This window comes from Streptomyces sp. A5-4 (genome assembly GCF_051131715.1).
Lineage (GTDB): Bacteria > Actinomycetota > Actinomycetes > Streptomycetales > Streptomycetaceae > Streptomyces.
Genome location: NZ_CP178591.1, coordinates 6321617 through 6335667, shown reverse-complemented (window position 1 = coordinate 6335667; position 14051 = coordinate 6321617). Strand labels below are relative to the sequence as shown.

The 14051-nt window shown below is 69.3% G+C and carries 12 protein-coding genes; 8 read left to right on the top strand and 4 right to left on the bottom strand.

The window, feature by feature from the left end; genetic code table 11:
- Nucleotides 1-84 precede the first annotated feature (84 nt).
- The 3 genes from gltX to ACLLJJ_RS29730 form a co-directional block, all read right to left on the bottom strand.
- The gene (gltX, locus tag ACLLJJ_RS29740; RefSeq protein WP_434597044.1) at nt 85-1569 is read right to left on the bottom strand and encodes a glutamate--tRNA ligase; all 1485 of its coding nucleotides are present in this window, start codon (nt 1567-1569) and stop codon (nt 85-87) included.
- Nucleotides 1562-2350 carry a fumarylacetoacetate hydrolase family protein gene (locus ACLLJJ_RS29735; RefSeq protein WP_434597042.1) on the bottom strand — a complete coding sequence of 263 codons (789 nt, stop codon included), beginning with the start codon at nt 2348-2350 and terminating at the stop codon, nt 1562-1564. Before ACLLJJ_RS29735 ends, gltX begins: the two co-directional genes overlap by 8 nt.
- 108 nt (nt 2351-2458) lie before the next feature.
- A complete protein-coding gene (locus tag ACLLJJ_RS29730; RefSeq protein WP_434597040.1) occupies nt 2459-2632 on the bottom strand; it encodes a hypothetical protein in 174 nt (57 codons plus the stop codon).
- Between the two features lie 570 nt (nt 2633-3202).
- On the opposite strand from ACLLJJ_RS29730, the gene ACLLJJ_RS29725 reads away from it, so the two are divergent.
- From ACLLJJ_RS29725 to ACLLJJ_RS29690, 8 genes are all read left to right on the top strand, one after another.
- Nucleotides 3203-7075: a nitrate- and nitrite sensing domain-containing protein gene (locus tag ACLLJJ_RS29725; protein WP_434597039.1), complete on the top strand. Its 3873-nt coding sequence runs from the start codon at nt 3203-3205 to the stop codon at nt 7073-7075.
- Between the two features lie 9 nt (nt 7076-7084).
- Nucleotides 7085-7498, top strand: coding sequence for a roadblock/LC7 domain-containing protein (locus ACLLJJ_RS29720; protein ID WP_037649408.1), 414 nt, complete (start codon nt 7085-7087; stop codon nt 7496-7498).
- 120 nt (nt 7499-7618) lie between these two features.
- A complete protein-coding gene (locus ACLLJJ_RS29715) occupies nt 7619-8026 on the top strand; it encodes a DUF742 domain-containing protein (protein WP_347118596.1) in 408 nt (135 codons plus the stop codon).
- Nucleotides 8007-8588 carry a GTP-binding protein gene (locus ACLLJJ_RS29710; RefSeq protein ID WP_283515748.1) on the top strand — a complete coding sequence of 194 codons (582 nt, stop codon included), beginning with the start codon at nt 8007-8009 and terminating at the stop codon, nt 8586-8588. The genes ACLLJJ_RS29715 and ACLLJJ_RS29710 overlap by 20 nt, the downstream gene beginning before the upstream one ends.
- 339 nt (nt 8589-8927) lie before the next feature.
- Nucleotides 8928-12107: a nitrate- and nitrite sensing domain-containing protein gene (locus tag ACLLJJ_RS29705; protein ID WP_434597036.1), complete on the top strand. Its 3180-nt coding sequence runs from the start codon at nt 8928-8930 to the stop codon at nt 12105-12107.
- 10 nt (nt 12108-12117) lie between these two features.
- Nucleotides 12118-12531 carry a roadblock/LC7 domain-containing protein gene (locus ACLLJJ_RS29700; RefSeq protein WP_283515746.1) on the top strand — a complete coding sequence of 138 codons (414 nt, stop codon included), beginning with the start codon at nt 12118-12120 and terminating at the stop codon, nt 12529-12531.
- Between the two features lie 91 nt (nt 12532-12622).
- On the top strand, nt 12623-13177 hold the full coding sequence (locus ACLLJJ_RS29695) for a DUF742 domain-containing protein (protein WP_434597033.1): 555 nt from the start codon (nt 12623-12625) through the stop codon (nt 13175-13177).
- Nucleotides 13158-13739 carry a GTP-binding protein gene (locus tag ACLLJJ_RS29690; RefSeq protein WP_028813754.1) on the top strand — a complete coding sequence of 194 codons (582 nt, stop codon included), beginning with the start codon at nt 13158-13160 and terminating at the stop codon, nt 13737-13739. Before ACLLJJ_RS29695 ends, ACLLJJ_RS29690 begins: the two co-directional genes overlap by 20 nt.
- 80 nt (nt 13740-13819) lie before the next feature.
- On the opposite strand, the gene ACLLJJ_RS29685 is transcribed toward ACLLJJ_RS29690, so the two are convergent.
- Entirely contained in the window at nt 13820-14026 is a 207-nt protein-coding gene (locus ACLLJJ_RS29685) for an acyl-CoA carboxylase subunit epsilon (protein WP_434597029.1), read from the bottom strand.
- Nucleotides 14027-14051: the final 25 nt, after the last annotated feature.

Sequence of the window (14051 nt, the reverse complement as noted above, 5' to 3'; positions counted from 1 at the left end):
ACCCGGCGCCCGGCCCCGGAAAGCCCCGCGGGGCCCGTCAGTCACTCGGCTGACGGGCCCCGCGGGGCTTCGTACGACTACGGGTTACGCGGCCAGCTTGGCCAGCGCCGCGTCGATCCGGACCAGCGTCTTCTCCTTGCCCAGGATCTCCAGGGACTCGAAGAGCGGCAGGCCGACCGTGCGTCCGGTGACCGCGACGCGGACCGGGGCCTGAGCCTTGCCGAGCTTGAGGCCGTGCGCCTCGCCGGCCGCCAGGACGGCCTCCTTGAGCGCCTCGGCGCTGGACCAGTCCGCCGCTTCCAGCTTGGCCCGGGCGGTGGTGAGGAGCGCTGCGGGCTCGCCCTTCATCGCCTTCGCCCAGGACGCCTCGTCGTGGACGGGCTCGTCGAGGAAGAGGAAGTCGACGTTGGCCGTGATGTCCGAGAGGACCTGCAGCCGGGTCTGGGCGTGCGGCGCGATCGCTTCCCAGGCCGCCTGGTCGAAGGCCTCGGGGGCCCAGCTCGCGAACGGGGCCCGCAGCCAGGGGGCGCACGCCTCGGCGAACGCCTTCACATCGAGCATCCGGATGTGGTCGGCGTTGATCGCCTCGGCCTTCTTCAGGTCGAAGCGGGCCGGGTTGGCGTTGACGTCCGCGATGTCGAACTTCTCGATGAGCTGGGCCACCGTGAAGACGTCCTCGTCCGCCGAGAACGACCAGCCCAGCAGGGACAGGTAGTTCAGCAGGCCCTCGGGGAGGAAACCGCGCTCCCGGTAGAGGTTCAGGGACGCCTCGGGGTCGCGCTTGGAGAGCTTCTTGTTGCCCTCGCCCATGACGTACGGCAGGTGGCCGAAGACCGGTACGTACGAGGCGAGGCCGAGCTCGATGAGGGCCTTGTAGAGCGCGACCTGGCGGGGGGTGGAGGACAGCAGGTCCTCGCCGCGCAGGACATGGGTGATCTCCATCAGGGCGTCGTCGACCGGGTTGACGAGCGTGTACAGCGGGGCGCCGTTGGCACGCACGATGCCGAAGTCCGGGACGTTCTCCGGGGTGAAGGTCAGCTCGCCGCGCACCAGGTCGGTGAAGGTGATCGGCTCGTCGGGCATCCGGAACCGGACGATCGAGGGGCGGCCCTCGGCCTTGTACGCCTCGACCTGCCCGGCGCCGAGGTCACGGCAGTGACCGTCGTAGCCGGACGGGCGGCCGGCGGCGCGGGCCGCGGCGCGGCGCTCGTCGAGCTCGGGCGCACTGCAGTAGCAGTCGTACGCGTGCCCGGCGTCCTGGAGCTTCTTCGCGACGTCCGCGTAGATGTCCATGCGCTCGGACTGGCGGTAGGGGGCGTGCGGGCCGCCGATCCCGGGGCCCTCGTCCCAGTCGAGACCGAGCCAGCGCATCGAGTCGAGCAGCTGGTCGTACGACTCCTCGGAGTCGCGCGCGGCGTCGGTGTCCTCGATGCGGAAGACCATGGTGCCGCCGGTGTGGCGGGCGAACGCCCAGTTGAACAGGGCGGTGCGGACCAGACCCACGTGCGGGTTGCCGGTCGGCGAGGGACAGAAACGGACACGGACCGAGGGGGAGGTTGCGCTAGCCACGCTTGATCACCTTATTGGTGAGAGTGCCGATGCCTTCGATGGTGACGGCGACCTCGTCGCCGACGTTCAGGGGTCCGACACCCGCGGGGGTGCCGGTGAGGATGACGTCGCCCGGGAGCAGCGTCATGGCCTCGGTGATGTGAACGATCAGGTCCTCCACTGAGCGGACCATCTCGCTGGTGCGTCCCAGCTGGCGCTGTTCGCCGTTGACCGTGCACTGGATCGTGAGGTCGCCGGGGTCGAGGTCGGTCTCCACCCAGGGGCCGAGCGGGCAGGAGCCGTCGAAGCCCTTGGCGCGGGCCCACTGCTTCTCGCGTGCCTGCACGTCGCGTGCGGTGATGTCGTTGGCGCAGGTGTAGCCGAAGATGACGTCCTTGACGCGCTCGCGCGGGACCTCGCGGCACATCCGGCCGATGACCACGGCCAGCTCGGCCTCGTGGTGCAGGTCGTTGGAGAAGGACGGGTACCCGATCTCCCCGCCGGGGCCGATCACCGAGGTGGACGGCTTGAGGAAGGTGATGGGTACGTCGGGCACCTCGTTGCCGAGTTCCGCCGCGTGCTCCGCGTAGTTGCGGCCGATGGCCACGACCTTGCTGGGGAGCACCGGCGGCAGGAGGCGGACCTTGCTCAGCGGGACCTTGACCCCGGAGAGCTCGAAGTCTCCGTACGGGACGCCCTTGATGATGTCGAGGACGAGGTCGGCCTCGGCGCCCGGGGCGCTGTCGCCCTCGACCGCGCCGAAGGCGACATTGCCGTCGATGGAGAACCTGGCGATGCGCACGGGATGGTGCCGCCCCTCACTGCTTACTGGACTGGCCGACTGGCCGGAGACTGACGCTCCAGGCTAACGCGGCCGACGGCTCCCACCTCCCGTGTCGCCGGGCGTCGCCTATGCGACGGGGACGTCCATCAGGATGGTGCGCCGGGGGTTGGCCGTCACGGCGGGGAGGTCGACGGTGTGCTCCGGCTGCTCGGCGCGCTGCAGGTCCGTGGAGTCGGCGAGGTGCATCAGCGTGGTGCGCCGGGGGTTGGCAATGTTGCGGAACATCGTCGTCGTCTTCATCTGGTGCTGTGACCCTGTCCTTACGGGCGCCGTGGCGCGTTGATTGTCGGTTTCGCCATCCCTGTAAAGGGTCAGGCTAAACATCCAATTCCCCGCCAAAGGCGGGAAGCTTCAGAGATCTACGTGTGAGTTTGCTCACGAGATGACCGGCATATCGACCATTTCGGTCAGGACGGAGCGCGGCAGGAAGCGGACATTCCCTCACTGAAGGCTTCATTCCGCTGCTGATCATCTCGACTCAGACACCCCCTCCCCCTAAGGGACTCGTACCGTTACACCCCTTTTCTCCATGAACTCCTTCTACGTCTGGTTACTCAGCACTCACACCGTGTCACCCAGGTCACAGCACGACACGCGGGCCTTGTTGGAGATCCTGCTCTGTGCTGGAATTCCACGGACCGCCGCGAGACTTCAACCGGCGCGCAGGGCGCGACGCAGCGCCGAGTGGCGGCGGGAAGAGGGGAAGCGCCGGTCACCCACGACCACCCATGGGGTTGTTCAGTACCCCACGACTCGACACCGTTCCGCCGTTCGCGCGGAGGAACGCCTGGTCCAGAGGTTGCGACGCTAGTGCAGGGACGTTTCAAGAGGGATGGCAGCGCTGCGGCGGAGCAGGAGCCGCGCGGCGGGAACGACCGCGGATCCTCACCCCAGCACGCCCAGAATCAGGGACCGACTCCGGTCGGCGACGGCGGCGCGCGCTCCGGGACTCAGGGCGGCGGTGAGCCGGCGACCGGCAAGAAGGTCAAGGACCCCACTTCCACGGGCTCACGAATAGCCCTGCGCAACTGGCGCATCAGCACCCGTCTGGTGTCCCTGCTGGCTCTGCCCGTGGTCGCGGCGACCACGCTCGGCGGGGTCCGTATCAACGAGTCCATGAACGACATGGAGCAGCTGGAGCACATGCAGCTGCTGACCGAGATGACCAAGCAGGCGACGGAGCTCGCCGCCGCGCTCCAGGAGGAGCGCGACCGGTCGGCCGGTCCGCTCTCCAACGGCACCAGCCCCGCCGACTTCAAGGTCAAGGGTCCGCGTGAGAAGACCGACCGGGCCAAGGACGCCTTCCTCGTCGGTACCCAGAACATCGACGCGGGCAACGACGAGAGCCTCCAGAGCATCCGGGGCAGCCTCCTGGAGATCGCCGGTCGGCTCAGCTCGATCCGGCAGATCCGTGAGAGCGCCTACCAGGACGACGCCACCACCTCGCAGACGGTCAACAACTACAGCCAGCTGATCAACTCGCTGCTGAGCCTCTCGCAGGACATGGCGCAGGCCACCTCCAACCCCGAGATGATCAAGCGCACGCGCGCACTGTCGGCCTTCTCCTCGGCCAAGGAGTTCGCCTCGATCCAGCGCGCGATCATCGCCGCCGCCCTGCCGCCCAACAAGAAGGACAAGGGCAACCTGGAGGAGAGCGACCGTCTCTTCGCCAAGTCGGCGATGGAGAGCGAGAACGCCGCCCGCAAGTCGTTCAACCAGGTCTACGCGGGCAACGCCGAAGAGCTCACCGCCCCGCTGGACACCGGCAACCCGGAGATCACGGCCGCCGACAAGTACGCCCAGCGCGTGCTCGCGACGCCGACCGGACTGGAGAGCCAGCCGCAGCGCCGCTCGTACATGGACTGGACCGACCAGGACTCCAACAAGATCCAGTCGATGAAGACCATCGAGGCCACGCTGCTCAACGAGATGGAGCAGAAGGCCCGCCAGCTGCGCGAGGACTCGCAGCAGGACGCGATCATCAACGGTGCGCTGATCCTGCTCGTCCTCGGCGTCTCGCTCGTCGGCGCCTTCGTCGTGGCCCGCTCCATGATCCGCTCGCTGCGCCGGCTCCAGGACACGGCCACCACCGTCGCCCAGGAACGTCTGCCCGAGCTCGTCAGGCAGCTCTCCGAGGCCGACCCGCAGGACGTCGACACGTCCGTGGAGTCCGTCGGTGTGCACTCCAGGGACGAGATCGGCCAGGTCGCCGCGGCCTTCGACGACGTGCACCGCGAAGCGGTCCGACTGGCCGCCGAGCAGGCGCTGCTGCGAGGCAACGTCAACGCGATGTTCACCAACCTCTCGCGCCGCAGCCAGGGCCTCATCCAGCGCCAGCTCTCGCTCATCTCCGAGCTGGAGGCGCGCGAGGCCGACCCGGACCAGCTGTCCTCGCTCTTCAAGCTCGACCACCTCGCGACCCGCATGCGGCGTAACGGCGAAAACCTCCTGGTCCTCGCGGGCGAGGAGCCGGGCCGCCGGTGGACCCGCCCCGTCCCGCTGGTCGACGTGCTGCGTGCCGCCGCCTCCGAGGTGGAGCAGTACGAGCGCATCGAGCTGACCGGGGTGCCGACCACCGAGGTCGCGGGCCGCGTGGTCAACGACCTCGTGCACCTGCTCGCCGAGCTCCTGGAGAACGCCACGTCGTTCTCGTCGCCGCAGACCAAGGTGAAGGTCACCGGCCACGCACTGCCCGACGGGCGGGTGCTGGTCGAGATCCACGACACCGGTATCGGCCTCTCGCCCGAGGACCTCGCGGCGATCAACGAGCGGCTCGCCTCTCCGCCCACCGTGGATGTCTCGGTGTCGCGGCGCATGGGCCTGTTCGTGGTCGGCCGCCTGTCCCTGCGACACGGCATCCGGATCCAGCTGCGCCCGTCCGACTCCGGCGGCACGACCGCGCTGGTCATGCTCCCGGTCGATGTCGCCCAGGGTGGCAAGCAGCAGGTCCCGGGCAAGCCCGGTCCGCCCGCGCAGGCCCAGATGAGTGGTCCCGGCGGTCGTCAGGCGGCGGCCCAGGCCGCGGTCGGCGGCCCGCCCAGGCCCGGTCTGGCTGGCGGCTCCGCCCCCGCGCCCCGGCTCGGCGCCGGTCCCGGTGCGGGACGCGGCCAGGTCGCGGGCTCCGGTCCGCGGGCCGCACTGCCCGGCCGCGACAGTGGTCAGGGCCCGCAGGGCGGCTCCGGCCAGCCCGGCGGCAGGCACAGCCAGGGCAGTCAGAACGGCGGCCTCGCGAGCGCCTTCGGCGGCGGCAGGCAGAGCGGCAACCGGGAGCGTCCCGAGGCACGGCAGAACGGCCTCCAGCAGGGTGGCCCGGCCGCACCCGACCAGGGCCGTCCGCAGCAGCAGTTGCCGCCCCGCAGCGGCCCGCGCGCCGAGCTTCCCGGCGGCAGCGGCGGCGGCTCGTCCGTCCCGCAGCAGCCGCGTCAGTCGCGTGCGCAGACCACCAGCTGGGGCAACGACCAGCCGCGTGGCCACGAGGAGGCGGAGAACACCGGTCAGCACACCCGCCCCGGGACGGACGGCCGGCAGGGGCCCGGCGCCACCGCCGAGTTCCAGCGTCCGGACTTCGACGGCCCGCCGCCCGGCTCCTCCTCCCCCGCCGCTTCCCCGTCGGGTGGCCTCTTCGAGCGGTCCGACGTACGCGGTCCGGTGGACCCCTCGACCACGGGTCAGTACGCCAGGCCCGAGGGCAACGGCCAGCAGGGCAACGGCGGCACCGGCCAGTTCGAGCGCCCCCAGCCCCAGCAGTACGGTCCGCAGGACGCCTCGACCACCGGTCAGTACGCCAGGCCCGAGGGCAACGGCCAGCAGGGCAACAGCGGCACCGGCCAGTTCGAGCGCCCCCAGCAGTACGGCGCCCAGGACGCGGCCTCCACCGCGCAGTTCTCCCGGCCGGACTACGACGCACCGCAGCCGGGCGACCCGGCGGGTGCGTACGGCAGGCAGGGGCAGCAGGGCCAGGACCAGGGCCAGGGCCAGGGCCGCCCCCAGGGCCTCGGCCCGGTCGCCCCGCTGCGGCCCGGTCGCGAGAACACCGATCACACGGTGCCGCGTCCGCCCGCCGCGAGCCTGCCTCCGCAGCCCGTGCAGCACGAGCTGCCGCCCGCCGCCGGTCCCGGTGACGGACGTACCCCGCTCTTCGACACCCTTGAGTCGAACTGGTTCCGGGGTCCGCAGGGCGAGCAGCAGGATGCCCCACAGGCACCCGTCGTACCGCAGCAGCCTCAGCAGCAGGCCCCGCGGCCCGCGCAGCAGGCACCCGCTCCGATCACTCCGCCGATGCCGCAGCGCGCCCAGTCGCGCGAAACGGGCGTCACGAACAGCACGACCACCGGTACCAACCACAACGCCACCAACGGTACGAACGCCACCAACGGCGCCTCCTGGCGCACCTCGCCGAACGACGAACTCGTACGGCAGGCCGAGCGGGTCAAGAAGCCCGCAGCCGGCGGTGTCACCACCTCGGGTCTGCCGCGTCGCGTACCGCGCGCCAATCTGGTGCCCGGTACCGCGCAGCAGCAGAACCACCAGACCGGTCCGCAGGTATCGCGTGCGCCCGATGACGTACGCGGTCGGCTGACCAATCTTCGTCGGGGTATCCAGCAGGGTCGCCAGGCCGGCAACGGCAACGGCTCGTCGACTGGCAGCTTCAACATTGACCCCTCTCACCAGCAGGAGCGTTAGTTGAGTCCGATGAGCCAGGCGGCGCAAAATCTGAACTGGTTGATCACCAACTTCGTGGACAACACCCCTGGGGTGTCCCACACGGTGGTGGTCTCCGCCGATGGACTCCTTCTGGCGATGTCCGAAGGTTTTCCGCGTGACCGTGCCGACCAGCTGGCGGCCGTGGCCTCCGGCCTGACCTCGCTGACCGCGGGGGCCTCCCGGATCTTCGAGGGCGGCGCTGTGACCCAGACCGTCGTGGAGATGGAGCGCGGTTTCCTCTTCCTCATGTCCGTCTCCGACGGCTCCTCGCTGGCCGTACTCGCCCACCCGGACTGCGACATCGGTCTGGTCGGTTACGAAATGGCTCTCCTTGTCGACCGGGCCGGGAGTGTCCTCACTCCGGACCTCCGCGCCGAGCTTCAGGGCAGCCTTCTTCACTAGGCCGCGCACCTCACAGGTATTGCCCTTGCCCAGACACATCACCGTCAGGCCGCGCAGCATCCCCCCACCGGCCCCGTCAGATGGCACGAACCCCAACTTGCTGTCATGCCCGGAGGATCCATGACCCCGCCACCCGCCTCACACGATCCGTACGGCGTTCACCTCGACGCGTCGTACGGCGGTGAAGGCGACCAGCCGCTGGTACGTCCGTATGCGATGACCGGCGGCCGGACCCGGCCCCGCTACCAGCTCGCCATCGAAGCGCTGGTCAGCACTACGGCCGACCCGGCGCACCTCTCCACACTCCTGCCCGAGCACCAGCGCATCTGCCACCTGTGCCGTGAGGTCAAGTCGGTGGCGGAGGTGTCGGCACTGCTGTCGATGCCGCTCGGTGTCGCTCGAATCCTCGTCGCCGACCTGGCGGAGGCCGGCATGGTGGCCATCCACCAGCCGGGCAATGGAGAGGCCGGCGGCACGCCGGACGTGACACTGCTCGAAAGGGTGCTCAGTGGACTTCGGAAGCTCTAGCAGCGGGGAGGCCCGCTCCACCACCTCCGCGAAGATCGTGGTGGCGGGTGGCTTCGGCGTGGGCAAGACCACGTTCGTCGGGGCGGTCTCGGAGATCAACCCGCTGCGCACCGAGGCCGTCATGACGTCCGCTTCGGCGGGCATCGACGACCTCACGCACACCGGAGGCAAGACGACGACCACCGTCGCCATGGACTTCGGCCGCATCACGCTTGACCAGGACCTGATCCTCTACCTCTTCGGCACACCGGGCCAGGACCGCTTCTGGTTCATGTGGGACGACCTCGTGCGCGGCGCCATCGGCGCCGTCGTGATGGTGGACACCCGCCGCCTCGCCGACTGCTTTCCGGCCGTCGACTACTTCGAGAACAGCGGGCTGCCGTTCGTCATCGCCCTCAACGGCTTCGATGGGCACCAGCCCTACAAGCCGGACGAGGTACGCGAAGCACTACAGATCGGCCCGGACACCCCGATCGTCATCACCGACGCCCGGCACCGTGCGGACGCCAAGAGCGCGCTGATCACGCTGGTCGAGCACGCGTTGATGGCACGTCTGAAGTAGAAAGCGCCATACGGCAGTTGTCGTAGTCGAACGGGGGGGCGGGCTGTGTCCTTCGACACTCTCCGCCCCCCTGTTCATAACGTTTCGACAGAGAATTACTCCGCCACGGCCACCCTGTGCGGTCACGTGGTACCTCTAAGTTCACATCTGCCCCACTATTTGGCGGCGCTCGCTCTTTATGACCGTTTTATCTGAGGCCTACACCACTCGGAACGGCCGATTCCTGCTGTTTGGAACGCAGCGCTTCCGCGTGCTGGAATTCGTCGAACTCCCGAGTAGGTAAGCCCTGAACGATAAACGGCACAACGTTGGTGCCGACGCCGAGAGGTTGTTGGTCGAGTGAGGCGTAGCAAGCAGAGCTCCGCAGAGCAGCAGGCGCGCGGGAACTTCACCCCGCCGCAGCGCACAGCGGCGTCGCCTGCGCCCCCGTCGGCAGCCGCCGCGCCCCCGAGCAGTGGCAGCGCCAGCCGGTTCGCACCGCGCAACTGGCGCGTACCCACCAAGCTGAACGCGATCCTCCTCGTACCTGTGCTGGTCGGCCTCGTGATGGGCGGATTCCAGGTCAAGGGGTCGATCGACACCTGGGGAGAGGCCCAGGACGCCGAGAAGACCGCGCTCGTCGTGCGCGCCGCCTCCGAGTACGGCCAGGCGCTGCTCAACGAGCGTGACCGCACCGCCACCCCGCTGCTCAACGGCAAGCGCACCAGCTCCGAGGTCACCGACGCGTACAAGCTGACCGACGAGGCCGCGGAGCACTTCAAGGAAGTCACCAGGGACCTGCCCGCGAAGCAGGGCCTTGAGCGCCGCCTCAGCCTCTTCCAGAAGGAAGAGCCCAAACTTCCCGGCCTGCGCAAGGCCGCGTACAGCGAAGCCCTCGACCCGGTGAAGACCGAAGAGGGTTACGTCGCCGTCCAGCACTCCCTGATGGAGTTCGCCAACGAACTCGGCCTGGGCACCGGCAACATCACCAGCTACGGCCGTACGGTTTACGCCATCCAGCTGGCGAAGGCCGCCGAGTCGCTCCAGCGCTCCATCGGCACCCACCTCCTGGTCCGGCCGAGCGGTGACCCGGACAAGCTCGCCCAGCAGCGGATCGCGTTCAACTCGTACAACTACCTGGAGCAGATCGCCCTCGGCGAGTACCGCTCGGGTGGCACCGAGGAGGACACCGCCAAGCTGGTGCGGATCATGACGGGCAAGGCCGAGGACGGCGCGAAGAAGATCGCCGCCGCCAAGCAGCAGGCCGACCAGGCAGGCGTCCGGTTCGTACCGCCGCCGAGCAGGAACGGCTCCGTCTTCGACGGCATGGCCGAGCAGATCGGCCAGGGCCAGAGCCCCGCGACGCTGAAGACCAAGGGCGTCACGCCCGAGGCGTGGATGGCCGGGGCGACCGCCAAGTTCGACGGGTACAGCGAGGTTGAGAACGACCTGGTCACCAAGGCGGTGACCGAGGCCGCCGACATCTCGTCGGACGCCAAGACCGACGCCATCATCAACGGTCTGATCGTCGTCATCGCGCTGCTCGCCGCGTTCATCCTGGCCGGCCTCATGGCACGCCAGATGAGCCGCTCGATGCGTCAGCTGCGCACCGCCGCCTTCGGCATCGCCGAGCAGCGGCTGCCGATGCTGGTCGACCAGCTCTCGCGCACCGAGCCCGGCCGCGTCGACACCCGCGTACAGCCCATCCCGATCACGTCCCGCGACGAGATCGGGGAGGTCGCCCGTGCCTTCGACCAGGTGCACCGCGAGGCCGTCCGGCTCGCCGCCGAGCAGGCCATGCTGCGGGGCAACGTCAACGCGATCTTCACCAACCTGTCGCGGCGCAACCAGGCCCTCATCGAGGGCCAGCTCACCCTGATCACCGGCCTGGAGAACAACGAGGCCGACCCGGATCAGCTGGAGAACCTGTTCAAGCTGGACCACCTGGCGACCCGAATGCGCCGCAACGGCGAGAACCTGCTGGTCCTCGCAGGCGAGGAGCCGGGCCGCCGCTGGAACCAGCCGGTCCCCCTCGTCGACGTGCTGCGTGCGGCATCCTCCGAGGTGGAGTCGTACGAGCGCATCGAGCTGAGCGGCGTACCGGAGTCGCAGATCCACGGCCAGGCCGTGACCGACCTCGTGCACCTGCTGGCCGAGCTCCTGGAGAACGCCACCACGTTCTCGTCGCCGCAGACCAAGGTCCGCGTCACCGCGACCCGGCTGCCCGACGGCCGGGTGATGGTCGAGATCCACGACAAGGGAATCGGCCTCACCGCCGAGGACTTCGCGGACATCAACCACAAGCTGGCGAACCCGCCGACCGTGGACGCCGCCGTCTCGCAGCGCATGGGCCTGTTCGTGGTCGGCCGACTGGCCGACCGGCACGGTGTCCGGGTGCAGCTGCGCCCCTCGGGCGAGCAGGCCGGCACCACTTCGCTGGTCATGCTTCCCGACGCCATCACCCACGGTGGCGGTGGCGAGGCGCCGCAGGACGACTTCACGGTCTCCTCGATCATTCCCGAGCAGCAGCAGTTCGAGCCCGCGCCGCTGCTCACCGCGGCCGAGCTGGGCTTCGACGACTCGCGCTACGCGACGGACGCCCCGGACGACCCGCGGCAGTTGGACCCGGTGAACCGCTCGCTGATCCGCGAGGAACGGCGTGCGCAGCTTGAGGCACAGACCTCGGGCGACCGTCCGCTGTTCCGCGACGAGACCCAGCAGGGTCACGAGGGCGGGCCCGACCAGCAGTACGAGCAGCCGCAGCAGCCCGCGTACAACCAGGGCGGATTCGACGGCTACGCGCCCTACCAGGCCTATCCGGAAGCCGATTACCAGGCTCCGGAGACCCCGCAGCCGGCGTACGAGGAGTCCTACGACACCCCCTCCCACCAGGAGAACTGGCAGGATCAGGGTGCATACCGGGCGCCGTACGAATCGGGGTTCGGAGGCCAAGCGGAATCTGCTCCCAGCACTCCCGAGAACGCCCCGGAGCGCGTAGGCTTCGAGCGTCCCGGTCCCACCGCGGACGCAGGCCCCGAGCTGACGCAGGCGGGCCTCCCACGACGCGGTGGCCAGCAGCACTGGCAGCCCACGGGCCAGTCCGCCGGACAGAGCGCCGAAGAGCCCCCCGCCGCCGCACAGCCACCCCAGCAGCACCAGATCGCACCGCAGCAGCAGCCGGCGCAGCTGGACGGGGGCGCCAACGACAGCGACAACAACAACGGCAAGAGCGAGGACTGGCGGTCGTCGAACGACGAGCGCTGGCAGCGGGCGGAGAAGCTCCGTGAGCCCAAGGCGGGCGGAGTGACGACATCCGGTCTTCCCCGGCGGGTACCCAAGGCCAATCTGGTCGAGGGCACGGCGGAGCAGACGTCGCAGGGCGGCCCCCAGGTCTCCCGCGCCCCCGAGGACGTGCGCGGCAGGTTGAGCAACCTGCGGCGCGGTGTCCAGCAGGGACGCAACGCGGGTACGGACACGAACGGATCGGCCACTTACGATCAGCACGGTGGCCACGGCAATACCTACAACCAGGAGCGTTAGTGTGAGCCCGATGAGCCAGGCGGCGCAGAATCTGAACTGGTTGATCACCAACTTCGTGGACAACACCCCTGGGGTGTCCCACACGGTGGTGGTCTCCGCCGACGGCCTCCTTCTGGCGATGTCCGAGGGGTTCCCGCGCGACCGCGCCGACCAGCTGGCGGCCGTGGCCTCCGGCCTGACCTCGCTGACCGCTGGGGCCTCCAGGATCTTCGAGGGCGGCGCGGTCAACCAGACCGTCGTGGAGATGGAACGCGGTTTCCTCTTCCTGATGTCGATCTCCGACGGCTCCTCGCTGGCGGTGCTCGCACACCCCGAGGCCGACATCGGCCTGGTCGGTTACGAAATGGCTCTCCTCGTCGACCGGACGGGCAGTGTCCTCACCCCGGACCTCCGCGCCGAACTGCAAGGAACTCTTCTCAACTAGTAGACATACAGTGCGCTTTGGCATCACCGGGCTTTAGGGTTCGGGGATGCGGCGCCCCAGCAATCGGCGCCCGGCAGTCGGAGGAGGAAACGTGGCAACACCCCCGGACGGTTCTTCGGCCAACTGGCCTTATGGTCAGGGTCAGAATCAGGGTGACCCCTCGCAGAACAGGTTCAATTTCCCCTCCGCGCCCAGCCGACAGCAGCAGCCCCAGCAGTCGTACGAGCGCCCTCAGCAGCCGCAGCCCCGCATCCAGCCGGTGCAGCAGCGCCGGGCCCCGGAGCCCGCACCCCCGATGGCCAACCACAACCCGTTGGTCCGTCCGTACGCCATGACCGGCGGCCGCACCCGGCCGCGCTACCAGCTCGCCATCGAGGCACTGGTGCACACCACGGCGGAGCCCGCACGACTGCAAGGGCAGCTGCCCGAGCACCAGCGGATCTGCCACCTGTGCCGTGAGATCAAGTCGGTCGCTGAGATCTCGGCACTCCTCTCCATCCCCCTCGGCGTTGCCCGGATCCTCGTCGCCGACCTGGCGGAGGCCGGACTTGTCGCCATTCATCAGCCCGGCGGCGACGAGACCGCCGGCGGTCAGCCAGACGTGACACTGCTCGAAAGGGTGCTCAGTGGACTTCGCAAGCTCTAGCAGCGGAGCAGCCCGCTCCACTACCTCCGCGAAGATCGTGGTGGCGGGCGGCTTCGGCGTGGGTAAGACCACGTTCGTCGGAGCCGTCTCGGAGATCAATCCGCTGCGCACCGAGGCCGTCATGACGTCCGCTTCGGCGGGCATCGACGACCTCACCCACACCGGGGACAAGACCACCACCACGGTGGCGATGGACTTCGGCCGTATCACGCTCGACCAGGACCTGATCCTGTACCTCTTCGGTACGCCCGGTCAGGACCGCTTCTGGTTCATGTGGGACGACCTGGTCCGTGGCGCCATCGGCGCCGTTGTTCTGGTCGACACGAGGCGGCTCGCCGACTGCTTCCCCGCCGTCGACTACTTCGAGAACAGCGGGCTGCCGTTCGTCATCGCCCTCAACGGCTTCGACGGGCACCAGCCGTACAACCCGGACGAGGTGCGCGAAGCACTACAGATCGGCCCCGACACCCCGATCCTCACCACCGACGCCCGGCACCGCGCGGACGCCAAGAGCGCGCTCATCACGCTGGTCGAGCACGCCCTGATGGCCCGCCTGCGCTAGGGCGCGCCGGACCGTCGTACGTACGTGAAAGGCCCCCCGCACTCCGAGGAGTGCGGGGGGCCTTCGTGCTGTCCGGGTGTTCAGCCCTGCCAGCTGTGCGGCGCGCGGAAGCCGGGGGTGCGCTCCAGGCGGCGCCAGCCGGCGGTGGAGCGAGGGCCGTGGGTGGGCTCGGTCTCCGGATGGGAGGCGGCGCGCGCCAGCAGGATGGCGGTGATGGCGGCCAGCTCCTCGGGAGCGGCCTGGCCCTTCTCGACGCGCAGCAGGGAGGACTGTGCAGGAATACTCATGAGTCGGTGATCTCCGTTCGTCGCA